General features: G+C 69.3%; 21 protein-coding genes. 6 read left to right on the top strand and 15 right to left on the bottom strand.

From position 1 onward, the window contains the following. Window positions 1-237 precede the first annotated feature (237 nt). Entirely contained in the window at window positions 238-462 is a 225-nt protein-coding gene (locus ACFV6V_RS14290; RefSeq protein ID WP_385563899.1) for a hypothetical protein, read from the top strand. A gap of 245 nt (window positions 463-707) precedes the next feature. On the opposite strand, the gene ACFV6V_RS14285 is transcribed toward ACFV6V_RS14290, so the two are convergent. The 6 genes from ACFV6V_RS14285 to ACFV6V_RS14260 form a co-directional block, all read right to left on the bottom strand. After that, window positions 708-1,904, bottom strand: a complete 1,197-nt coding sequence (locus ACFV6V_RS14285) for a helix-turn-helix domain-containing protein (protein ID WP_385563896.1) — start codon at window positions 1,902-1,904, stop codon at window positions 708-710. Between the two features lie 125 nt (window positions 1,905-2,029). Further along, window positions 2,030-3,379 (bottom strand): dicarboxylate/amino acid:cation symporter, encoded by a 1,350-nt coding sequence (locus tag ACFV6V_RS14280; RefSeq protein ID WP_385563894.1) that lies wholly within the window; start codon window positions 3,377-3,379, stop codon window positions 2,030-2,032. Between the two features lie 354 nt (window positions 3,380-3,733). Then, window positions 3,734-4,027: a DUF4229 domain-containing protein gene (locus ACFV6V_RS14275; RefSeq protein ID WP_385563891.1), complete on the bottom strand. Its 294-nt coding sequence runs from the start codon at window positions 4,025-4,027 to the stop codon at window positions 3,734-3,736. A gap of 36 nt (window positions 4,028-4,063) precedes the next feature. Beyond that, window positions 4,064-4,588: a GNAT family N-acetyltransferase gene (locus tag ACFV6V_RS14270; protein ID WP_385563888.1), complete on the bottom strand. Its 525-nt coding sequence runs from the start codon at window positions 4,586-4,588 to the stop codon at window positions 4,064-4,066. A gap of 116 nt (window positions 4,589-4,704) precedes the next feature. Next, on the bottom strand, window positions 4,705-5,868 hold the full coding sequence (gene mqnE / locus ACFV6V_RS14265; RefSeq protein ID WP_385563885.1) for an aminofutalosine synthase MqnE: 1,164 nt from the start codon (window positions 5,866-5,868) through the stop codon (window positions 4,705-4,707). Between the two features lie 107 nt (window positions 5,869-5,975). Next, entirely contained in the window at window positions 5,976-6,431 is a 456-nt protein-coding gene (locus tag ACFV6V_RS14260) for an Lrp/AsnC family transcriptional regulator (protein WP_385563882.1), read from the bottom strand. 114 nt (window positions 6,432-6,545) lie between these two features. Between ACFV6V_RS14260 and ACFV6V_RS14255 the strand changes: the two genes are divergently transcribed. Next, window positions 6,546-6,701, top strand: a complete 156-nt coding sequence (locus ACFV6V_RS14255; protein ID WP_385563881.1) for a hypothetical protein — start codon at window positions 6,546-6,548, stop codon at window positions 6,699-6,701. Between the two features lie 15 nt (window positions 6,702-6,716). Here the strand turns inward: ACFV6V_RS14255 and ACFV6V_RS14250 are convergent, their stop codons facing one another. Next, window positions 6,717-7,397 (bottom strand): UbiX family flavin prenyltransferase, encoded by a 681-nt coding sequence (locus ACFV6V_RS14250; RefSeq protein ID WP_385563879.1) that lies wholly within the window; start codon window positions 7,395-7,397, stop codon window positions 6,717-6,719. Window positions 7,398-7,571: 174 nt separating this feature from the next. On the opposite strand from ACFV6V_RS14250, the gene ACFV6V_RS14245 reads away from it, so the two are divergent. Next, window positions 7,572-8,138 (top strand): rhomboid family intramembrane serine protease, encoded by a 567-nt coding sequence (locus ACFV6V_RS14245; protein ID WP_385564012.1) that lies wholly within the window; start codon window positions 7,572-7,574, stop codon window positions 8,136-8,138. Here the strand turns inward: ACFV6V_RS14245 and ACFV6V_RS14240 are convergent. Genes ACFV6V_RS14240 through ACFV6V_RS14230 form a run of 3 tightly spaced genes read right to left on the bottom strand, consistent with a single transcriptional unit; the run spans window position 8,128 to window position 11,110 of the window. Next, window positions 8,128-8,733 carry a Uma2 family endonuclease gene (locus ACFV6V_RS14240; RefSeq protein WP_385563877.1) on the bottom strand — a complete coding sequence of 202 codons (606 nt, stop codon included), beginning with the start codon at window positions 8,731-8,733 and terminating at the stop codon, window positions 8,128-8,130. The two genes, ACFV6V_RS14245 and ACFV6V_RS14240, sit on opposite strands and share 11 nt — an antisense overlap. A gap of 26 nt (window positions 8,734-8,759) precedes the next feature. Further along, on the bottom strand, window positions 8,760-9,662 hold the full coding sequence (mqnP, locus tag ACFV6V_RS14235) for a menaquinone biosynthesis prenyltransferase MqnP (RefSeq protein ID WP_385563874.1): 903 nt from the start codon (window positions 9,660-9,662) through the stop codon (window positions 8,760-8,762). Beyond that, complete coding sequence (locus ACFV6V_RS14230) at window positions 9,659-11,110, bottom strand: menaquinone biosynthesis decarboxylase (RefSeq protein WP_385563871.1); 1,452 nt, start codon at window positions 11,108-11,110, stop codon at window positions 9,659-9,661. The genes mqnP and ACFV6V_RS14230 overlap by 4 nt, the downstream gene beginning before the upstream one ends. Window positions 11,111-11,196: 86 nt before the next feature. Here ACFV6V_RS14230 and ACFV6V_RS14225 point away from each other — a divergent pair, with 86 nt between their 5' ends. The 3 genes from ACFV6V_RS14225 (at window position 11,197) to ACFV6V_RS14215 (ending at window position 13,096) form a co-directional block, all read left to right on the top strand. Next, complete coding sequence (locus tag ACFV6V_RS14225) at window positions 11,197-11,604, top strand: PLDc N-terminal domain-containing protein (protein ID WP_385563868.1); 408 nt, start codon at window positions 11,197-11,199, stop codon at window positions 11,602-11,604. Window positions 11,605-11,702: 98 nt separating this feature from the next. Beyond that, window positions 11,703-12,158 carry a nucleoside deaminase gene (locus ACFV6V_RS14220; protein WP_385563865.1) on the top strand — a complete coding sequence of 152 codons (456 nt, stop codon included), beginning with the start codon at window positions 11,703-11,705 and terminating at the stop codon, window positions 12,156-12,158. Beyond that, window positions 12,155-13,096, top strand: a complete 942-nt coding sequence (locus tag ACFV6V_RS14215) for an isopenicillin N synthase family dioxygenase (RefSeq protein ID WP_385563862.1) — start codon at window positions 12,155-12,157, stop codon at window positions 13,094-13,096. Before ACFV6V_RS14220 ends, ACFV6V_RS14215 begins: the two co-directional genes overlap by 4 nt. On the opposite strand, the gene ACFV6V_RS14210 is transcribed toward ACFV6V_RS14215, so the two are convergent. From ACFV6V_RS14210 to ACFV6V_RS14190, 5 genes are all read right to left on the bottom strand, one after another. Next, entirely contained in the window at window positions 13,083-13,616 is a 534-nt protein-coding gene (locus ACFV6V_RS14210; protein WP_385563860.1) for an SRPBCC domain-containing protein, read from the bottom strand. The two genes, ACFV6V_RS14215 and ACFV6V_RS14210, sit on opposite strands and share 14 nt — an antisense overlap. A 127-nt stretch (window positions 13,617-13,743) precedes the next feature. Next, on the bottom strand, window positions 13,744-14,826 hold the full coding sequence (ccsB, locus tag ACFV6V_RS14205; RefSeq protein WP_385563857.1) for a c-type cytochrome biogenesis protein CcsB: 1,083 nt from the start codon (window positions 14,824-14,826) through the stop codon (window positions 13,744-13,746). After that, window positions 14,823-16,730 carry a cytochrome c biogenesis protein ResB gene (locus tag ACFV6V_RS14200; protein WP_385563854.1) on the bottom strand — a complete coding sequence of 636 codons (1,908 nt, stop codon included), beginning with the start codon at window positions 16,728-16,730 and terminating at the stop codon, window positions 14,823-14,825. Before ACFV6V_RS14200 ends, ccsB begins: the two co-directional genes overlap by 4 nt. Window positions 16,731-16,733: 3 nt before the next feature. Then, window positions 16,734-17,471 (bottom strand): cytochrome c biogenesis CcdA family protein, encoded by a 738-nt coding sequence (locus ACFV6V_RS14195; protein ID WP_385563851.1) that lies wholly within the window; start codon window positions 17,469-17,471, stop codon window positions 16,734-16,736. A gap of 1 nt (window position 17,472) precedes the next feature. Next, window positions 17,473-18,081, bottom strand: coding sequence for a TlpA family protein disulfide reductase (locus tag ACFV6V_RS14190; protein ID WP_385563848.1), 609 nt, complete (start codon window positions 18,079-18,081; stop codon window positions 17,473-17,475). Between the last annotated feature and the right edge of the window lie 30 nt (window positions 18,082-18,111).

Here is an 18,111-nt window from a genome sequence, read left to right as displayed (position 1 = left end):
CCGCGGGCATTGATGGCACCTTTTGACGGAGTCGGACGTGAGCACAAGTAGTGGTGGTGGCGTCGCTGTGGACGCAGGCACGCAGCACCGGCTGAAGTGCGCCGCGCTCGGGGTGCCGTGCGGCAGGGCGCAGATTAGGCGAGCCGTGTGCGTTCCGGAGCATCCAGCTCGTCGATGGCGTCGAGGTCTTCGTAGGGGCGCTGGAGCCAAGCGGCCGCCCCGGCTCGTAGCGATCCGGTGCACATTGGTCAGCGCCTCGGTCAGCTGGACCGCCAGCAGGTGGAGTTCTCCTGGGGTCCACTGACGGGTGTCCAGGACGTGCTGGGCTTCCTGGAGGAGTTCACCGGCCAGGCCGAGCTGGGCCGACTCCATGTTGTCCGCGAGCCGGGACAGGTACCCCGCGCCATCACCCGCGAGATAGCACGGCTTGCCGTCCCGCCCTGCCCAGGGAAGCAGTCGTAGCTGAGTCGTCGGGTTCACCATGCCCGGACCTCTGCTGCGTTGACGCCGTGAAACGGTCCGGTATAACGGCACGGGGGCTCGAAAACGTGGGCGATGCAGTTCGGCATGTCGACGCTCCTTGTCAGCGTTGGCCATGCCCCCGGACCGTAGCCCCGGTCGCGGGGGTCCTAACGAGGCCTCAGCCTGTCGACCGCGGGCAGAAGGGAGTTGCACCTCTCGGTGCAACTCCCTTCGCGCTCAACCTGCTATATCCCGACCCACTCCGCGTATCGCGCCAGCGCGTTGCCGCGCGTCTTCTCCTGCCGCTTCAGGGCAAGCACGGTGTCTCGCACTGTCGGGTGGTAGCGCGTCTGCTGCGGGGCGGTGAGCCGGGCCCTGTGCAGACAGTCCAGTGCCTGCGCCGGGTGGCCTGCCCAGGCGTGGGCCCTGCCCAGGTCCATCCAGTGGTGGCCGGCCCGGGAGCGGGTCCAGCCGCGCGGGATGAGTACGTCCTCGGCGAGTTCGATCGCGCGCCCGAAGTCATCCATCTCGGAGGCGATGGCCACCGCGTGTACACCGACATTGACCGGACCCCATGTAACACCGAAGTCCGGTAGCTCACCCGTGGTCCGCGCGAGGGTACGGGCTTCGGCCAGCCGGGCGTCCGCATGGTCCCGGTCCTTCATCCGGCCCGCGATCACCGCAGCCCGCAGCTGCATCACGCCCCGCATCGCATCAACGCCTGCCGGTCGGCGCGATTCCTGGCCGTCGAGGTCGCGCAGCGCGCGGTCGATCACACGGATACCCACATCATAGCGGCCGGACGACATAGTCGTCTGGGCACGCAAGTACGCGTGCATGGCAGCCAGTCCCGGCTCATCAGCGCGCGGTGCGGTCCATGCCAGACGGTCCAACGCGACGGTCGCCAGATCGATGTAGCCGAAGTTCCAAGCGACCGTGAACACACAACGGAACGTCCCCGCCAGGCACTCATAGGCCAAACGCTGCTCTTCCCCTCCGCTGGCATGTGTGGCCTGCACTGACTCTTCGATCAGCGAAGACAGGTCGCGCACCATGTCCGTGTACTGCGCCTGCCGCCGTTGTACCAAGGCTCGCTGGACATCAGCCCGGATCAGAACAGCCGGACGGGGAGCCGTCTCCCAGTCAAGCGGGATGTCCCAGTTCTCCAGCCCCTCACGGATCGGCTGGATCAGCGCGTCCATCCGGTCCCGGCGCAGTTCCTCGGCGTACGGCTGCCCGAGCAGCTCGGACGTGGAGACGCCCAGCGCACGGGCACACGCTGCCACAAGAGCCGGAGAGGCGGGCTTCTGCCCGCATTCCGCCTTCGAGAGCAGCGACTTGGACACATGGGCCCTCATCGCCAGCCCCTGTTGCGTCAGACCGCGCTGCTTCCGGACACGGGCGATCCGGGCGCCGGTGTGCTCCTCGATGCTCTGCGACACGGCGAACTCCGTTCTGCGGCAACACCATGAAGCTACCCAAACCGCGTGGCCCAAGCGCCCCATGCAAGAGAGCGCCCCCGAGTCGGTCGACTCGGGGGCGCTCCCGTCATGCAAGCGGTGCGGTCTTACGCCACCGCCGGTACCGCACCCGGCTCGTCGGTGGCGCGCGGCTCCGGCTCGGGCTCGTCGACCGGGGAGGCCGACGCGGAGTTGTACGCGTCCAGGTCGAGGATCTTCTCGCGGGCCGCGACGATGACCGGGACCAGGGCCTGGCCCGCGACGTTCGTGGCGGTGCGCATCATGTCGAGGACCGGGTCGATGGCCAGGAGGAGGCCGACGCCCTCAAGGGGCAGGCCCAGGGTGGAGAGGGTCAGGGTCAGCATGACCGTGGCGCCGGTGAGGCCGGCGGTGGCGGCGGAGCCGACGACGGAGACGAAGGCGATCAGGAGGTAGTCCTGGATACCGAGCTGCACGTCGAAGATCTGGGCGATGAAGATCGCGGCCAGAGCCGGGTAGATCGCGGCGCAGCCGTCCATCTTGGTGGTCGCGCCGAAGGGGACCGCGAAGGAGGTGTACTCCTTCGGGACGCCGAGGCGCTCGGTGGACTTCTGGGTGACCGGCATGGTGCCGACCGAGGAGCGGGACACGAAGGCCAGCTGGATGGCGGGCCAGGCGCCCTTGTAGAACTGGAGCGGGTTGAGCTTGGCGACCGTCGCGAGGAGCAGCGGGTAGACGCCGAACAGCACGATGGCGCAGCCGATGTAGACGTCGGCGGTGAAGGTGGCGTACTTGCCGATGAGGTCCCAGCCGTAGTCGGCGATCGCGTAGCCGATGAGGCCGACGGTGCCGAGCGGGGCGAGGCGGATGACCCACCACAGGGCCTTCTGGAGCAGCTCCAGCACGGCTTCGCTGAGGGCGAGCACGGGCTTGGCGCGGTCGCCGAGCTTGAGGGCCGCGATACCGGCGACGGCGGCCATGAAGACGATCTGGAGGACGTTCAGCTCGGTGAAGGGGGTCACGACGTCGGTCGGGACGATGCCGGTCAGGAAGTCGATCCAGGAGCCGGCGTGGTCGGGCTTCGCGCCGTCCTTGGGGGTGAGGCCGGTGCCCGCGCCGGGGTCGGTGAGCAGGCCGATGGCGAGGCCGATCGCGACGGCGATCAGCGAGGTGATCATGAACCAGAGCAGGGTGCGGCCGGCCAGCCGGGCGGCGTTGTTGACCTTGCGGAGGTTGGTGATCGAGACCAGGATCGCGAAGAAGACGAGCGGGGCGACGGCCAGCTTCAGCAGCTGGACGAAGATGTCGCCGATCTGGCCGAGCGTGGTGTGCAGCCAGCTGATGTCCTGGCTGCGGGCGAGCCAGCCGAGCAGGGCCCCGAGGACGAGACCGGTGACGATCTGCGCCCAGAACGGGACCGAGGGTATGCCGGGTATGCGGCGGCGGGCAGGGGTGGGCGTCGCGGGGTTCGCGGACACGGACACACTCCGGTGAGGCGTATCGGGTGAATACGGGGGACTGGGGTGCGGCGCACGTGCCTGGGGAACAGGGCTGCGCCGCTGTGATGCCGGGTCAGATGGAGCGGCAACAGACCGCGGACATACAGCGGCAGAGATCGACATGCAGGCGCGCCACGAGCGGGGTGCTCATGGCTGCGTGAAGGCGCACTGCTGTCGTCATGCGATGACGTTAACACTTGAACTTTGAGGAGCTCAAAGCATCTCTTTGAGACAGTGCCCGCTGGTTCGGGGCCCAACACGCCTGTGCCCTGCGGCAGGAGCGAACGCTCCTGCCGCAGGGCACAGGACTTGGGTGTGAGGAAGCTTACGCGGCTACACGGCGCCGTCCTCCTGGGAACGGTTCGACTCGAGGCGCGACTTCGCCCGGTCGACCTTCACCGCGATCTGCTCCGCCATCGCTTCGCGCTGCTTGCGCAGCAGCACGAAGCTCAGCGGCGCCGAGATCACCACGGCGAGTACGAGCACCCACAGCAGGTTGGAGTCGCCGAGTCCGCGCGGCAGGACCCTCAGGTACACGAGGCCCCACAGGGCGAGGAAGCAGCCGGCGAAGATGCCGAGACGCATCAGCGTGTACCGGAGTGCGGGGCTGATCTTGCTGTCGGACACGGCGGTGGGGCCTTTCTGTGTGATCAGTGGTGATGATCAGTTCAGGGGGAGCAGCATCGTGATCTCGTCGCGGTCGTCGCCGTCGGCGACCCGAATCGCACCCGGCACCCGTCCGACCTCCTTGTAGCCGCAGGAGGCGTAGAAGTTCTCCAGTCCCATCCCACCGCGGCAGCTGAGGCGTACGGCCTCGATGCCATCGAGGGTACGGGCAGCGTCGGCCGCCGCGTCGAGGAGGTCGCGGCCGTATCCCCTGCCCTGGTGACGCGGGTGGACCATCACGGTGTACAGCCAGACCCAGTGCCGCATCAGGCGGTGCGTGTTGTGGGTGAGGAACACGGCGGCGGCGAGCCGCCCGTCCTCGTCGTACCCGACGAGGAGCCGCTTCTGCCCTTCGGCCAGTCCGGTCAGGTGCTTGAGCCACTCGTACCTGATGTCCTCCACCGTCACCGGCGCCACGAATCCGACCGCGCCGCCCGCGTTGGACACGTCGGTCCAGAGCGCGAGCACACCGTCCCGCAGGGCGGGGTCGATGGGCGGGTCGAGCCGGAAGGAGAGGGCCATGCGGTCGACGGTAACAACCGGCCCTGAGTGTCCCGCTTGTGGGGGTGTGTGACCCTGCTCGCAGCGCCGCGAGGGGCGGGCGCCGGTCCCCGGGGGAGTCCGGCGCCCGACAGGATTCAGACCCGCATCGGCTGCGGCGACTCGCGGCGGCCCTCGTCCGGGCCCGGGTACTCGCGGATGATCTCGTAGCGCGTGTTCCGCTCCACCGGCCGGAAACCGGCGTCCCGGATCAGATCCAGCAGATCGTCACGGGTGAGCTTGTTCGGCGTGCCGTAGTTGTCGGCGTCATGGGTGATCTTGTACTCGACCACCGAGCCGTCCATGTCGTCCGCACCGTGCTGGAGCGCGAGCTGGGCGGTCTGCACACCGTGCATCACCCAGAACACCTTGACGTGCTGGACGTTGTCGAACAGCAGCCGGGAGACGGCGAAGGTCTTCAGCGCCTCGGCGCCGGTCGCCATGGTCGTGCGCGCCTGGAGGGTGTTGCGGACCTTGCCGTCCTTCACGTCCACGAAGTCGTGCTGGTAGCGCAGGGGGATGAAGACCTGGAAGCCGCCGGTCTCGTCCTGGAGTTCCCGCAGCCGCAGCACGTGGTCCACGCGGTGGCGGGACTCCTCGATGTGCCCGTACAGCATCGTGCACGGGGTCTTGAGGCCCTTCTCGTGCGCGAGGCGGTGGATGCGGGACCAGTCCTCCCAGTGGGTGCGGTGGTCCACGATGTGCTGGCGGACCTCCCAGTCGAAGATCTCCGCGCCGCCGCCGGTCAGCGACTCCAGACCGGCGTCGATCAGCTCGTCCAGGATCTCGCTCGCACTCAGGCCCGAGATCGTCTCGAAGTGGTGGATCTCGGTGGCCGTGAAGGCCTTCAGCGAGACGTTCGGCAGCGCCTTCTTCAGCTCGCTGAGCGAGCGGGGGTAGTAGCGCCACGGCAGGTTGGGGTGGAGGCCGTTGACGATGTGGAGCTCGGTGAGGTTCTCGCTCTCCATCGTCCTGGCGAGGCGCACGGCCTCCTCGATGCGCATGGTGTACGCGTCCTTCTCGCCCGGCTTGCGCTGGAACGAGCAGTAGGCGCACGACGCGGTGCACACGTTGGTCATGTTGAGGTGGCGGTTGACGTTGAAGTGGACCACGTCACCGTTCTTGCGCGTGCGCACCTCGTGGGCGAGGCCACCGAGCCAGGCCAGGTCGTCCGACTCGTAGAGGGCGATACCGTCCTCGCGGCTCAGCCGCTCGCCGGTCCGGACCTTCTCCTCCAGCTCGCGCTTGAGCCCCGCATCCATGCGGCCGCCTCCCACTTGTCCTGGCCTCGTCGCCGAGTCCTGAGTCCTGATGCGTCCCCTGAAGGACGCCCCCCGGACCACCCCCGGAGGCCTCACCCACGTTACGCCTAGGGCTGCTCGGGCAGCTCCCCGACCCGGTTCTCCCACTTCGTGGAGAGCACGATCGTGGTACGCGTACGCGAGACGCCCTTCGTTCCGGACAGCCGGCGGATGGTCTTCTCCAGACCGTCGACGTCGCCGGCACGGACCTTGAGCATGTACGAGTCGTCGCCCGCGATGAACCAGCAGTCCTCGATCTCCGCGAGGTCGCGCAGCCGGCGCGCCACGTCCTCGTGGTCGGCGGCGTCCGAGAGCGAGATACCGACGAGCGCGGTGACGCCGAGGCCGAGCAGTGCGGCGTCGACGGTCGCCCGGTAGCCGGTGATGACTCCGGCCGCCTCCAGGCGGTTGATGCGGTCGGTGACGGAGGGACCGGAGAGTCCCACGAGCCGGCCGAGCTCGGCGTACGAAGCCCTGCCGTTCTCGCGCAGAGCCTGGATGAGCTGCCTATCCACGGCGTCCATATGCCTGAGCCTTCCATTATTCAGCGATACCGCAAGTTTACGTGTAGAATCTAAGGCACACAGGGCCGACACCCTGTGAATCTTTCAAACGATCAAAAACGATCTATACAGGAGATGACACACACCGTGTACACGATCGAGATGGCCCACGCCCACATGAGGCAGCTTCAGGAGCTGGCCAACCGCTCGCGTGCCCACCAGCCTGCCGCTGCGTACCGCATCGACCGGGACTCGGTCCGCCTCGCCCGCCGCGCGGCCAAGAAGCGCTAGTCCTCAGCCGGCCGGCTAGTCACTTCGGGACTGGGCACCCCCCAGTTCCCCTTCCCAACGGCGGTACAGCCGGTGCGGCACCCCTGCCGCGTCCAGCACCCGCCCCGCGACGAAGTCCACGAGATCCTGGATGTGCGTCGCGCCCGCGTAGAACGCCGGAGAGGCGGGCAGCACCACTGCGCCCGCCTCGTCCAGCGTCACCAGATGCCTGAGGGTCTGCCCGTTCAGCGGGGTCTCCCGCAGCGCGACCACCAGCTTGCGGCGCTCCTTCAGCGTCACGCTCGCCGTGCGCTGGAGCAGGTCCTTCGAGAGCCCGAGCGCCACGCCCGCGACGCACGCCGTGGACGCTGGCACGATCAGCATTCCCTTGACCGGGTACGACCCGGAGGACGGCCCGGCCGCGAGGTCCCCGGCCGCCCAGTGGCGTACGTCCGCCACGGCCGCGTCGTCCACCGTGAACGTGCCGGGCTTGCCGTCCGCCCCACGGGTCAGCCACTCGCGCAGATCGTCCTGCCAGTGCGCGTCACGGAAGGCGATCCCCGTCTCGTCCAGGAGGGTGAGCCGCGACGCGCGCGACACCACCAGATCCACGCTCTCGCCCGCGTCGAGCAGCCCTCGCAGCACGGCTGCCGCGTACGGGGTGCCCGAGGCTCCGGAGACCCCGACGACCCACGGGATGCGGTTGGCGTCATTCATGGGATCGAGCCTATCCGGCCACGTGGTGGCGGAACTGAGTAAGGTGCCCCGGACGTTTCCGAGGGGAGACACAGGAAGCGCAGGGGGGCCGTTATGGCAGTAATGCCCACCGGAACGCCGGGATCCGCGGGGTCCGCAGGATCCACGCGACCGGCCTGGACCGGCCGCGCCGCCATGGCCGCCGTGCTGATGCTCTGCTGGGTGGCCCTGTTGTGGGTGCTCGAGCTCGCCGACTTCGCGACGGGCCATGCGCTCGACAGCTACGGGGTGACCCCACGCGAACCGTCGGAGCTGGCCGACATCGTCCCCGCCGCGTTCCTCCACGTCGGCTTCGGCCATGTCGCCGCCAACAGCCTGCCGCTGCTCGTGCTCGGGTTCCTCGCCGCGCTGGGGGCCGGCGCGGGCCGCTTCGCCGGGATCGTCCTCACCGTCGTCGTGGCCTCGGGCCTCGGCGTCTGGCTGACCTCCCCGCCCGACTCGGTCACCCTGGGCGCCTCGGGCGTCGTCTTCGGGCTCTTCGGCTACGTGCTGGCGCGAGGCTTCGTGGACCGCAGCGTGCGTGATGTGCTGATCGGTCTTGCGGTGGCCGCTCTCTACGGCTCGATCCTGTGGGGCGTGCTCCCCGTCGACAGCGGGGTCAGCTGGCAGGCGCACCTGTTCGGGCTGCTGGGCGGGGTGACGGCGGCGTTCCTCTTCCGCAGGCGGCGGACGAGGGCAGGGGCCGCGGAGCTCACGGCGTAGGCGACGATCCCGGAGCACCCGGGTCCACCGGGAGTCCGCCCGTGTCCAGGGAGAGCTTGCCGATGCCCGTCTCCACGACGACGGTCTTGCCGTACGGCAGTGTGTCCCGGCCCAGATAGCCGTCCGGGCCCGGGTTCCAGTGGGTCACGCAGTGCGCCTTGTACGGGTCGAAGATCAAGTAGTGCGGGATACCGCGCCGGGCGTACGCCCGGTCCTTGATCTCGTAGTCGTTGCGGATGCTGCCCGGGGAGACCACCTCGATGGCCAGCTCGATCAGATCGGGCGAGTAGGCGCTGAGGTTCTTCGCCGACTCGGCCTTCGGGATGACGGCGAGGTCCGGGCAGAACTCGTTCTCGTCATCGAAGGGAACCGCGACATCCATGATGCAGCCCCACTCTTCTGAGAGCTGGGCCTTCAACGCGTTCCGCACCTCACAGACTGTCTCGTTATGGTGCGGTTTCACCGGACTCATCACGATGGCGCCCTCGACAATCTCCGTCCGGTAGCCCGGGAACATGTCCTCAAGCCGGCTGAGCTGCGAGTGCAGACGGTCGATCTCCGAGACGGTGACGGTCACATCGGCCTCCCTGTCCATGCACTCGATGGTAGGCCGCACGGTAGCTACAGCGTGAGACCTCGAACGACCAGATCGATCAGCGCACACACGAACAGGGCAATCCCGATGAACCCGTTGACGGTGAAGAACGCCCGGTTCAGCCGTGACAGGTCGTGCGGCGTCACGATCGTGTGCTCGTAGACGAACGCCACCGCGACGACCACCAGTCCGGCCCAGAAGAACAGCCCGGCGCCGGTCGCCAGCGCGTACCAGACCAGCAGACCCGTGGTCACGGCGTGGCAGACCCGCGCCCCCCACAGCGCCGCCGGGATGCCGAAGCGGGCCGGGAACGACTTCACGCCGTGGGCGCGGTCGGCCTGGACGTCCTGGCAGGCGAAGATCAGGTCGAAGCCGCCGATCCAGACACCGACCGCGAGGCCGAGGATCACCGGGTCCCAGGACCAGGAGCCGGTGACCGCGAGCCACGCCCCGACCGGCCCTATGGCCTGGGCGAGGCCGAGGATGGCGTGCGGGAAGTTCGTGAACCGCTTCCCGTACGGGTAGACCACCATCGGGATCACCGCGAGCGGCGCGAGCGCCAGGCAGAGCGGGTTGAGCAGGGCGGCGGCGCCCAGGAACACCACCAGGGCGATGCCCGCGCCGGTCCAGGCGGACCGCACCGACACGGCGCCCGTGACCAGTTCACGGTTCGCCGTGCGGGGGTTACGGGCGTCGATCTCACGGTCGATGATCCGGTTGCAGGCCATCGCGAAGGTCCGCAGGCCCACCATGCACACGGTGACCAGCAGCAGCGTCACCCAGTCGATGCGCCCGTCGAGCTGGAACATCGCCGTCAGCGCGGCGATGTACGCGAAGGGCAGTGCGAAGACGGAGTGCTCGATCATCACCAGGCGCAGGAACGCCTTGGTGCGGCCAGGACCCGGAACCGCCGCGGCCGAAGCGCTCACAGGCCGTACTCCTTCCAGCGGCGGTCGACCAGCGCCGCCGTGTCCGGGTCGGAGAGCACCATCTCAGGCCAGCCCCCGTCCCGGGTGTAGCCCTCCTCGGGCCACTTCCTCGTCGCGTCGATGCCCGCCTTGCCGCCCCAGAACTGCTGGTACGAGGAGTGGTCCAGATGGTCCACCGGGCCCTCCACGACCGTCAGGTCGCGGGCGTAGTCCGTGTTGCCGAGGGCCCGCCAGGACACCTCGTGCAGGTCGTGGACGTCGCAGTCGGAGTCCACGACCACGATCAGCTTGGTCAGCGACATCATGTGCGCGCCCCAGATGGCGTGCATCACCTTCTGGGCGTGCTTCGGGTACTTCTTGTCGATCGAGACGATCGCGCAGTTGTGGAAGCCGCCCGATTCGGGCAGGTGGTAGTCCACGATGTCCGGCACGATGATCTTCAGGAGCGGCAGGAAGAAGCGCTCGGTCGCCCGGCCCAGCGGGCCGTCCTCGGTCGGCGGGCGGCCGACCACGATCGACTGGAGCAGCGGGCGCCGCCGCATCGTCACACAGTCGATGGTCAGCGCCGGGAAGGGCTCCTGCGGGGTGTAGAAGCCGGTGTGGTCGCCGAACGGGCCCTCGGGAAGCATCTCCCCGGGTTCGAGCCAGCCCTCGATGACGACCTCGGCGTTGGCCGGGACCTGGAGCGGGACCGTCTTGCAGTCGACCATCTCGATCCGCTTGCCCTGGAGGAAGCCCGCGAAGAGGTACTCGTCGATGTCGCCGGGCAGCGGGGCCGTCGAGGCGTAGGTCACGGCGGGCGGGCAGCCGAAGGCGATCGCGACCGGCAGCTTCTCGCCGCGCCGTGCCGCCACCTGGTAGTGGTTGCGGCTGTCCTTGTGGATCTGCCAGTGCATGCCGATGGTGCGCTTGTCGTGGCGCTGGAGGCGGTAGAGCCCGAGATTGCGGATCCCGGTCTCGGGGTCCTTGGTGTGGGTCAGGCCCAGGTTGAAGAAGGAGCCGCCGTCCTCGGGCCAGGTGAACAGCGCGGGCAGCTGCTCCAGATCGACCTCGTCACCGCGCAGCACGACCTCCTGCACCGGCGCGTCCTTGACCTTCTTCGGCGGTACGTGGGTCATGGCGCCGAGCTTCCCGAACGCCTCGCGCACCCCCATGAACCCGTGCGGCAGCTCGGGCTTCAGCAGCCCGCCGATCTTCCCGCTGATGTCGTCGTACGACTTCAGGCCCAGCGCCTTGAGGAGGCGGCGGTCCGTCCCGTACACGTTCATCGCCAGCGGCATGGCGGAGCCGCGCACGTTCTCGAAGAGCAGGGCGGGGCCGCCGGACTTCTGGACCCGGTCGACGATCTCCCCGACTTCCAGATAGGGGTCGACTTCGGCCTTGATGCGCTTGAGGTCGCCCTCGCGCTCGAGTGCGCGCAGCAGCGAGCGAAGATCGTCGTAAGCCATGCCGTCCAGTATCTGCCACTCGCTAGGCTGGAACCGTCACGGGGGCCGCTCGTACGGCCCCGATCTCCGCACGCAGGGGGCTGCCAATGCTTCGGGTGCTGATGTTCTTGGTGCCGCTGGCGCTCAGCGTCTACGCCTTCATCGACTGCATCTCCACGGACGAGAAGGAGATCAGGTACATCCCCAAACCGCTCTGGGCGATCCTCGTGCTGCTCTTCCCGCTCGTCGGTTCGATCTCGTGGCTGATCGCGGGCAAGGACCGGTCGGCGCGTCGGCCCGCACAGCGCGGTGGTTGGGTGGCTCCGGACGACAACCCGGAGTTCCTGAAGTCGCTCGGCGACGAGAACCGCGAGGCGAAGGACCGCGAGCAGGACCAGGAGCGGGACCGGGGGCGCGATGATGATGAGGAGCAGGACCGGGAACGGGGCGAGGAGAGCGCTCACGAGCAGGAGCGCAGGCGGGACGGCGGCGAGTCCGGCGGTGGCCAGGCCTGACCGCCGGATCCCAGTGACCGCTGGATCGCCTGACCACCTGACCACCTGAATCCGCGTCGCTCTCGCGCCCGGCGCGCCCCGCACGGGACAGTGGGGGCATGGACCCGGAGCAGGCACGGCACTGGCTGGCCACCGCGCTCGGCGAGGCCCGTACGGGGCTCGCCGAAGGCGGCATCCCGATCGGCGCGGCCCTCTACGGCCCGGACGGCGACCTCCTCGGGCGCGGGCGCAACCGCCGCGTCCAGGACGGTGATCCCTCGCTGCACGCGGAGACCGCCGCGTTCCGCGCGGCGGGGCGGCGGCGCTCGTACCGCGGCACGACGATGGTCACCACGCTCTCCCCCTGCTGGTACTGCGCGGGCCTCGTCCGGCAGTTCGGGATCTCGCGGGTCGTGGTCGGCGAGGCGGAGACCTTCCCCGGTGCCCAGGGCTGGCTCGCCGCGCACGGGGTAGAGGTGACGGTGCTGAACGATCCGGCCTGTACGGCCCTGATGCGCGAGTTCATCGGCACGCACCCCGAGCTGTGGAGCGAGGACATCGGCGATGACGCATGACAGCTGACCGCACCGATGAAGTGATCCCGGTCATCGACCTGGAGCCATGGCTCTCCGGGGACCCGGCGGCCCGCGCCAGGACCGCCGCCGCCGTCGACGCCGCCCTGCGCACCGCGGGCTTCCTGCTCGTCACCCACCACGGTGTGGACGCGGCGCTGGCCGGTCGGATCCGGGAGCTGGCGCGCGGCTTCTTCCGGCTGCCGCCGGCGGCGAAGGAGCCGTACGCGGTGAAGGTCGGCGCTCGCGGCTGGCTCGGTCCTGGTGCGGAGGCCAACGCCTATGCCGAGGGCACGGAGACGCCGCCCGACCTCAAGGAATCGCTGTCCTTCGCGGCGGACGAGCCGACCGGGGTGCCCGCGGTGGACGCCGAGTGGTTCCTGCCCAACACCTGGCCGCGCGAGGTACCCGCGCTCAGGCCGGCCGTGGAGGCGTATCTGCGGCAGATGCGGGAGCTGTCGGACCGGCTGCTCGGACTGCTCGGTGCCGCGCTCGGCGGTCCCGGGGACTTCTTCACCCGGCACACCGGCCATCCGACCTATGGCTTCAACATCAACTGGTATCCGGGCCGGGACACCGTCGGGGAGCCGGAAGCGGGCCAGTTCCGAATCGGTCCGCACACCGACTTCGGCACGGTCACCGTGCTCGACCGGCAGGCCGGCAAGGGCGGGCTCCAGGTGTTCACGGACGGGGGCGGGTGGCAGGACGCCCCCTGGGTGCCCGGTTCGCTGACCGTCAACATCGGGGATCTGATGGCCCGCTGGACGGACGGCCGCTGGTGTTCGGGACGCCACCGGGTGCTGCCTCCGCCCGCCGACGTACCCGCGGAGGAGCTGATGTCGCTCGTGTACTTCTACGAGTGCGACCCGGGCACGGATGTCCGTGGCATCGACTCCCACGCCTATCTGCGGGCCCAGCTGGACGCGATCACGGCCGGCTGACGTACTCGGCGCGCAGCTCGCCGAAGCGGTCCGGGGTCCAGCTGCCCCAGTCGGCGGGATGGCCGTCGAGCGCCCGCTCGAGGTACTCGAAGTGCTGGTGCCAGCCGGCCAGGTTGTCGAGGCGCTGCTCGTCGGGCCCGGTGAACTCGTTGGTGAAGCGCAGCACGGTCGCCAGGGAGTCCGCGGGCGCCGGTTCCATGTGGAAGCGGATCCGGCCGTGCGGTTCGACGGTGTACTCGGCGACGGACTCCATGTCCCAGGCGGTCACGCGTCCCGTGGCGACCGTACCCTTCGCGCCCTCGGGGGCGTTCAGCCAGCGGAGCGTCACCCCGCCACCCAGGTGCGTCTCCAGCGGATCGGCGGCCGCCAGCCACTGCGGCAGGCCCTCCGGGGTCGCCACGGCCGCCCAGACCCGTACGACGGGGTGGGGCAGCCGCAGCACGAAGTGCAGGATGTGTGTCGTGGTGCCGTCGTCGCCTTCGCGGGTGTCGCTGGTGCCATGAGGGATCGGTTCGCTCATGGCACCAGCGTCGCCCGCGCGGCCCGTGGCCGCTACCGCGTGTCGCCCACCCGGCCGACCGCCGGACCCGACAGGACCGCCGGGATCGACGGGATCCGAGCGCCGCGCACCCGGCCCCGGGGGGTCGTCAGACGCCCGCGTAGCCGTGGAGGCTGTTCACGAACAGGTTGACGCCGTAGTAGTTGAAGAGGAAGCAGGCGAAGGCGATCAGCGCGACGTACGCGGCCTTGCGGCCCTTCCAGCCGGCGGTGGCACGGGCGTGCAGATACGCCGCGTACGCCACCCAGGTGATGAACGACCAGACCTCCTTGGCGTCCCAGCCCCAGTAGCGGCCCCAGGCGTCGCCGGCCCAGATCGCCCCGGCGATGATCGTGAAGGTCCACAGCGGGAAGACCGCCGCGTTCACGCGGTACGCGAACTTGTCCAGGCTCGCCGCCGACGGCAGCCGCTCCAGCACCGAGCGGGCGAAGGAGCCCGGGTTGCCGCCGGTCGCCAGCTTGTTCTCGTAGGTGTCGCGGAAGAGGTAGAGCAGCGTCGCGACGAAGCCCAGGTAGAAGACCGCGCCGCAGAAGATCGCGGTCGAGACGTGGATCCACAGCCAGTACGAGTGGAGCGCCGGGACGAGCTGGTCGCTCTCGGTGTAGAGCCAGGTGACGGCGATGCCGAGGTCGAGCAGGACCGTGGTCACCAGCGGAAGCCCGATCCAGCGGACGTTCTTCCTCGCGAGCAGGAAGCCGAGGTACGCGGCCACCGCCACCGTGGAGAAGGTGGTGGAGAACTCGTACATGTTGCCCCAGGGGGCCCGCTGCACCGACAGCGCGCGGGTGGTCACACCGACCGCTTCGACCAGGAAGGCGAGGACCGTCAGCGAGACCGCGATCCGTCCGTAGAGGTCGCCCTGGACGGTGCCGCCGGCGGCGCCGGGGCCGTCCGGGACGTCGCGCTGTCCGGCCGTCGTACGGGTGACGACCTTGGGGCGCTCCAGGACGGTGGTGCCGCCGCCCTGCTGGGCGACGTGGACCGCGGGTGCGGCGGCTGCCGCCCGGGGGGCGGTCAGCGCGGCGGCGGTACGGCCGACCTTGCTGCGGCTGCCGAAGACCCACTCGGCGATGTGCGCGAGGAAGGCCAGTGTGTAGACGGCCATCGAGGAGTAGATCAGCCCGTTGCTGAACTCCGCGAGGCTCTCGTTGGTCGCGGCGGCAAGCGTCACTTGTCAGCCCCTTCGGCAGGCTTGGCTTCGGCTTCGGCTTGGGGTTCGGCCTCGGGCTCGGCGTCGGCCTCGGCAGGCGGAGGCCCGGCGTCGGTCGCAGCGGGCCCGGGTTCGGCGGGCCCGGCTGCGGTCGGCGCCTGAGTGTGTAGCAACGCGGCGAGCTCCGCCAGCTCCTCCGGCAGCTTCGCCGACTCGGTGCGGCCGAGTCCCGCCATCTCGATGACGGTCAGCCCCGTGCCGGAGTCGTCCCGCACGGCACGCACCCACACCCGGCGCCGCTGGATGAACAGCGAGCCGACGAGTCCGGCGATCGCGGCGACGGCGCCCGCGAGGGCGAGGCCGTTGCCGGGCTGCTGGGAGATCTGGAAGCTGGCCCACTCCTTGATCTCCTTCTCGAAGGTGATCGAGCCGGCTCCGTTCGGCAGCTTCATCGTCTCGCCGGGCAGCAGCGTCTGCTTGAACACATCGCCCTGGGCGTTCTTGAAGGGCGTCATGCGGTTGGTGTCCAGCTGGTACACGTTCTGCGGCGCTCCGCCGTTGCCGCCCAGATCACCGTGGTACGCGCCCAGGTTCAGCGCCGGGAACACCAGCGCCGGGAACTGGGAGAACATCTGGCCCTTGCCCTTGCCCGCGTACGTCGGCACGAAGAACGCCGGGAACCCCAGCTGCTCCTTCTTGCCCTTGGCGTCCCGGTAGCCGTCCCGCACCTTGATGACGCCGGTGGACGTGACATTGCTGTCGACCGGCAGCAGGGGTACGGCGCCCCGGTACACCTGCTTGCCCTTGCCGTCCCGGACGGTCACCACGGGGGCGTAGCCGTGGGACAGCAGATAGACCTTGGCGCCGTCGATCTCCAGGGGCTCGTTGACCCGGATGATGCGCTTGCGCTCCTCGTCACCGACACCCTCGGTGTAGGTCACGGCCGCCTCGAAGGTGCGCGGCGTGCCCCGCTGCGGCCCCTTGGGCTCGTACGTGCCCGTGAACCGGTCCAGGGTGAAGCTGAACGGGACCAGCTCGTCCACGTCGAACAGCGTGCCGGACCGGAAGTCGTCGTACTGGGTGAGGGTGTTGGAGAAGCCCCTGCCCTCGGTGATCAGTTTGCCGCCCTCGGACTTGAACAGCTGTCCGACGGCGAAGGCCACCAGCATGACGATCAGCGACACATGGAAGATGAGGTTGCCGACCTCGCGCAGATAGCCCTTCTCCGCGGCGACCGCGTCACCCGCGATGTGGGCGCGGAAGCGGCGCTTCTTCAGCAGCGTGAGCGCGGCCTCGCGGACCGCCTCCGGGTCGGCGTCGGTGCGCCAGGTCGTGTGGGCCGGGAGCCGGGTGAGCCGCTTGGGGGCACCCGGCGGGCGGCTGCGGAGCTGACCGACGAACTGCCAGGTGCGCGGCACGATGCAGCCGATGAGCGACACGAACAGCAGGATGTAGATCGCGGAGAACCACACCGAGCTGTACACGTCGAAGAGCTGGAGCCTGTCGAAGACCGGCGCCCAGAACTCGTGGGCTTCCTTCCAGGTGCGGACCTTCAGCTCGTTCGCGTTGCTCTGCGGGATGAGGGAGCCGGGGATGGCGCCGAGCGAGAGCAGGAAGAGCAGGATCAGCGCGATCCTCATCGAGGTGAGCTGCCGCCAGAACCAGCGCACCCACCCGAAGGTCTCGCGGCAGGTCCAGGCGATGGCACCGGCGGCGCCCGGCGTGCGCGGGCCGCCGAAGGAGCCGGGCACGGCACGTTCCTGGGGGGCTGTGGAGAGCTGCTCAGCGGCCTTGCCGAGATCGCCGGGGTCACCCTGCTCGGCCGCCCCCTGCTCGCGAGCCTCCTGCTCGGGCACGTCGGGCGCCCCCTGCTCGGGGACCTGCGGACCGGTGGTGCTCTCGCCGGTCGTGTCGGTCTTGCTCATCGATCAGATCCCCACCTGGAAGCCTTCGGACCAGCCCTGCATTTCCTGCACCAGGGTGTCCCACGCACCTGTCAGCAGCAGCAGACCGGTCACGATCATCATCCCGCCGCCGATCCGCATCACCCAGGCATAGTGCCGCTTCACCCAGGCGAACGCACCGAGCGCCTTGCGGAAGGCGACCGCGGCGAGGATGAACGGCAGCCCCAGCCCGAGGCAGTACGCGACCGTCAGCAGCGCCCCGCGGCCCGCGCTGCCTTGTTCCGCCGCGAGCGCGGTCACCGAGGCGAGGGTGGGGCCGATGCACGGGGCCCAGCCGACGCCGAACAGCACACCCAGGAGCGGCGCCCCGACCAGGCCCGTCGCGGGACGCCTGTGGAAGCGGAACTCGCGCTGGGTGATGAAGGGCATCAGACCCATGAAGAAGATCCCCATGAGGATCATCAGCACACCGAGGACGGTGGTGAGGGTCTGACGGTATGACTGAAGGGTGTGGCCGAAGTAGCCGAACAGCGCCCCACCGGAGACGAAGACTGCGGTGAAGCCGAGCACGAACAGCAACGCGCCGGCGGCCATCCGGCCCTTCCTGGCCTCCCCGAGGTCGGCGCCCGTGACTCCGGTCACGTAGGAGAGGTAGCCGGGAACGAGCGGCAGCACGCAGGGGGAGAAGAAGGAGACCAGCCCTCCCAGTACGGCGATGGGCAGCGCGAGCAGCAGGGCACCGCTGTAGACCGTCTCGTTCACGCTACTTCTCCGAGACCAGCGGGTCGATCATGGAGCGCAGCATCTCGTCGTCCAGGGGACGCAGGGCGCGCGCGGCGATCTTCCCCTCCCTGTCGAGGACGATCGTGGTCGGAATGGCCTGCGGACTGAGCGTGCCCTTGGGGAATTCCAGGATCAGCCTGCCGTCGGGGTCGTGGAAGCTGGGGTAGGTGACCCCGAATTCCTCTTCGAAGGCGCGTGCGGGGCCGGTCTCGTCGTCCCGGGTGTTGATGCCGACGAACTCGACGCCTTGGCCCTTGGTCTCCTTGGCGACCTTCTCCAGGTACTCCGCCTCGCCGCGGCAGGGCGAGCACCAGGATCCCCAGGTGTTGATCACGGTGATCTTGCCCTTGTAGTCCTCCAGGGCGAGCGGCTCTCCGGCGAGGTCCTCGCCGGTCAGCGCGGGCGCCGCCGTCCGCTTGCCCTTCGGGACGGTGGAGATCCCGCCGGTGCCGGTCACGAAGTTCGTGTCGTCACCGCCACCGGACTTTCCGTTCAGGTCGCCGCTGCACGCCGACAGCGTGAGCACGGCGGCGAGGGCGCCTGCTCCGGCGGCGAGAAGGGTGCGTCGAGGGGCGCGGACAAGGCTCATGTGAAAAGTTTCGCATGGGCGTTCAGGGGA

It is taken from the genome of Streptomyces sp. NPDC059828 (genome assembly GCF_042731955.1).
Taxonomy (GTDB): domain Bacteria; phylum Actinomycetota; class Actinomycetes; order Streptomycetales; family Streptomycetaceae; genus Streptomyces.
This window is presented reverse-complemented; position numbering and strand designations above follow the sequence as displayed.

What these genes read in the sequence shown, in the direction of transcription:
- ACFV6V_RS14270 (WP_385563888.1), bottom strand. Translation starts at nt 4,588, where the DNA reads ATGGCCCTCTCCTTCCGGCTCGACCCGCCCATCGACCCCGCCCTGCGG.
- mqnE (WP_385563885.1), bottom strand. Translation starts at nt 5,868, where the DNA reads ATGGATGCGGGGCTCAAGCGCGAGCTGGAGGAGAAGGTCCGGACCGGC.
- ACFV6V_RS14260 (WP_385563882.1), bottom strand. Translation starts at nt 6,431, where the DNA reads ATGGACGCCGTGGATAGGCAGCTCATCCAGGCTCTGCGCGAGAACGGC.
- ACFV6V_RS14255 (WP_385563881.1), top strand. Translation starts at nt 6,546, where the DNA reads ATGACACACACCGTGTACACGATCGAGATGGCCCACGCCCACATGAGG.
- ACFV6V_RS14250 (WP_385563879.1), bottom strand. Translation starts at nt 7,397, where the DNA reads ATGAATGACGCCAACCGCATCCCGTGGGTCGTCGGGGTCTCCGGAGCC.
- ACFV6V_RS14245 (WP_385564012.1), top strand. Translation starts at nt 7,572, where the DNA reads ATGGCCGCCGTGCTGATGCTCTGCTGGGTGGCCCTGTTGTGGGTGCTC.
- ACFV6V_RS14240 (WP_385563877.1), bottom strand. Translation starts at nt 8,733, where the DNA reads ATGGACAGGGAGGCCGATGTGACCGTCACCGTCTCGGAGATCGACCGT.
- ACFV6V_RS14230 (WP_385563871.1), bottom strand. Translation starts at nt 11,110, where the DNA reads ATGGCTTACGACGATCTTCGCTCGCTGCTGCGCGCACTCGAGCGCGAG.
- ACFV6V_RS14225 (WP_385563868.1), top strand. Translation starts at nt 11,197, where the DNA reads ATGCTTCGGGTGCTGATGTTCTTGGTGCCGCTGGCGCTCAGCGTCTAC.
- ACFV6V_RS14220 (WP_385563865.1), top strand. Translation starts at nt 11,703, where the DNA reads ATGGACCCGGAGCAGGCACGGCACTGGCTGGCCACCGCGCTCGGCGAG.
- ACFV6V_RS14215 (WP_385563862.1), top strand. Translation starts at nt 12,155, where the DNA reads ATGACAGCTGACCGCACCGATGAAGTGATCCCGGTCATCGACCTGGAG.
- ACFV6V_RS14210 (WP_385563860.1), bottom strand. Translation starts at nt 13,616, where the DNA reads ATGAGCGAACCGATCCCTCATGGCACCAGCGACACCCGCGAAGGCGAC.
- ACFV6V_RS14200 (WP_385563854.1), bottom strand. Translation starts at nt 16,730, where the DNA reads ATGAGCAAGACCGACACGACCGGCGAGAGCACCACCGGTCCGCAGGTC.
- ACFV6V_RS14190 (WP_385563848.1), bottom strand. Translation starts at nt 18,081, where the DNA reads ATGAGCCTTGTCCGCGCCCCTCGACGCACCCTTCTCGCCGCCGGAGCA.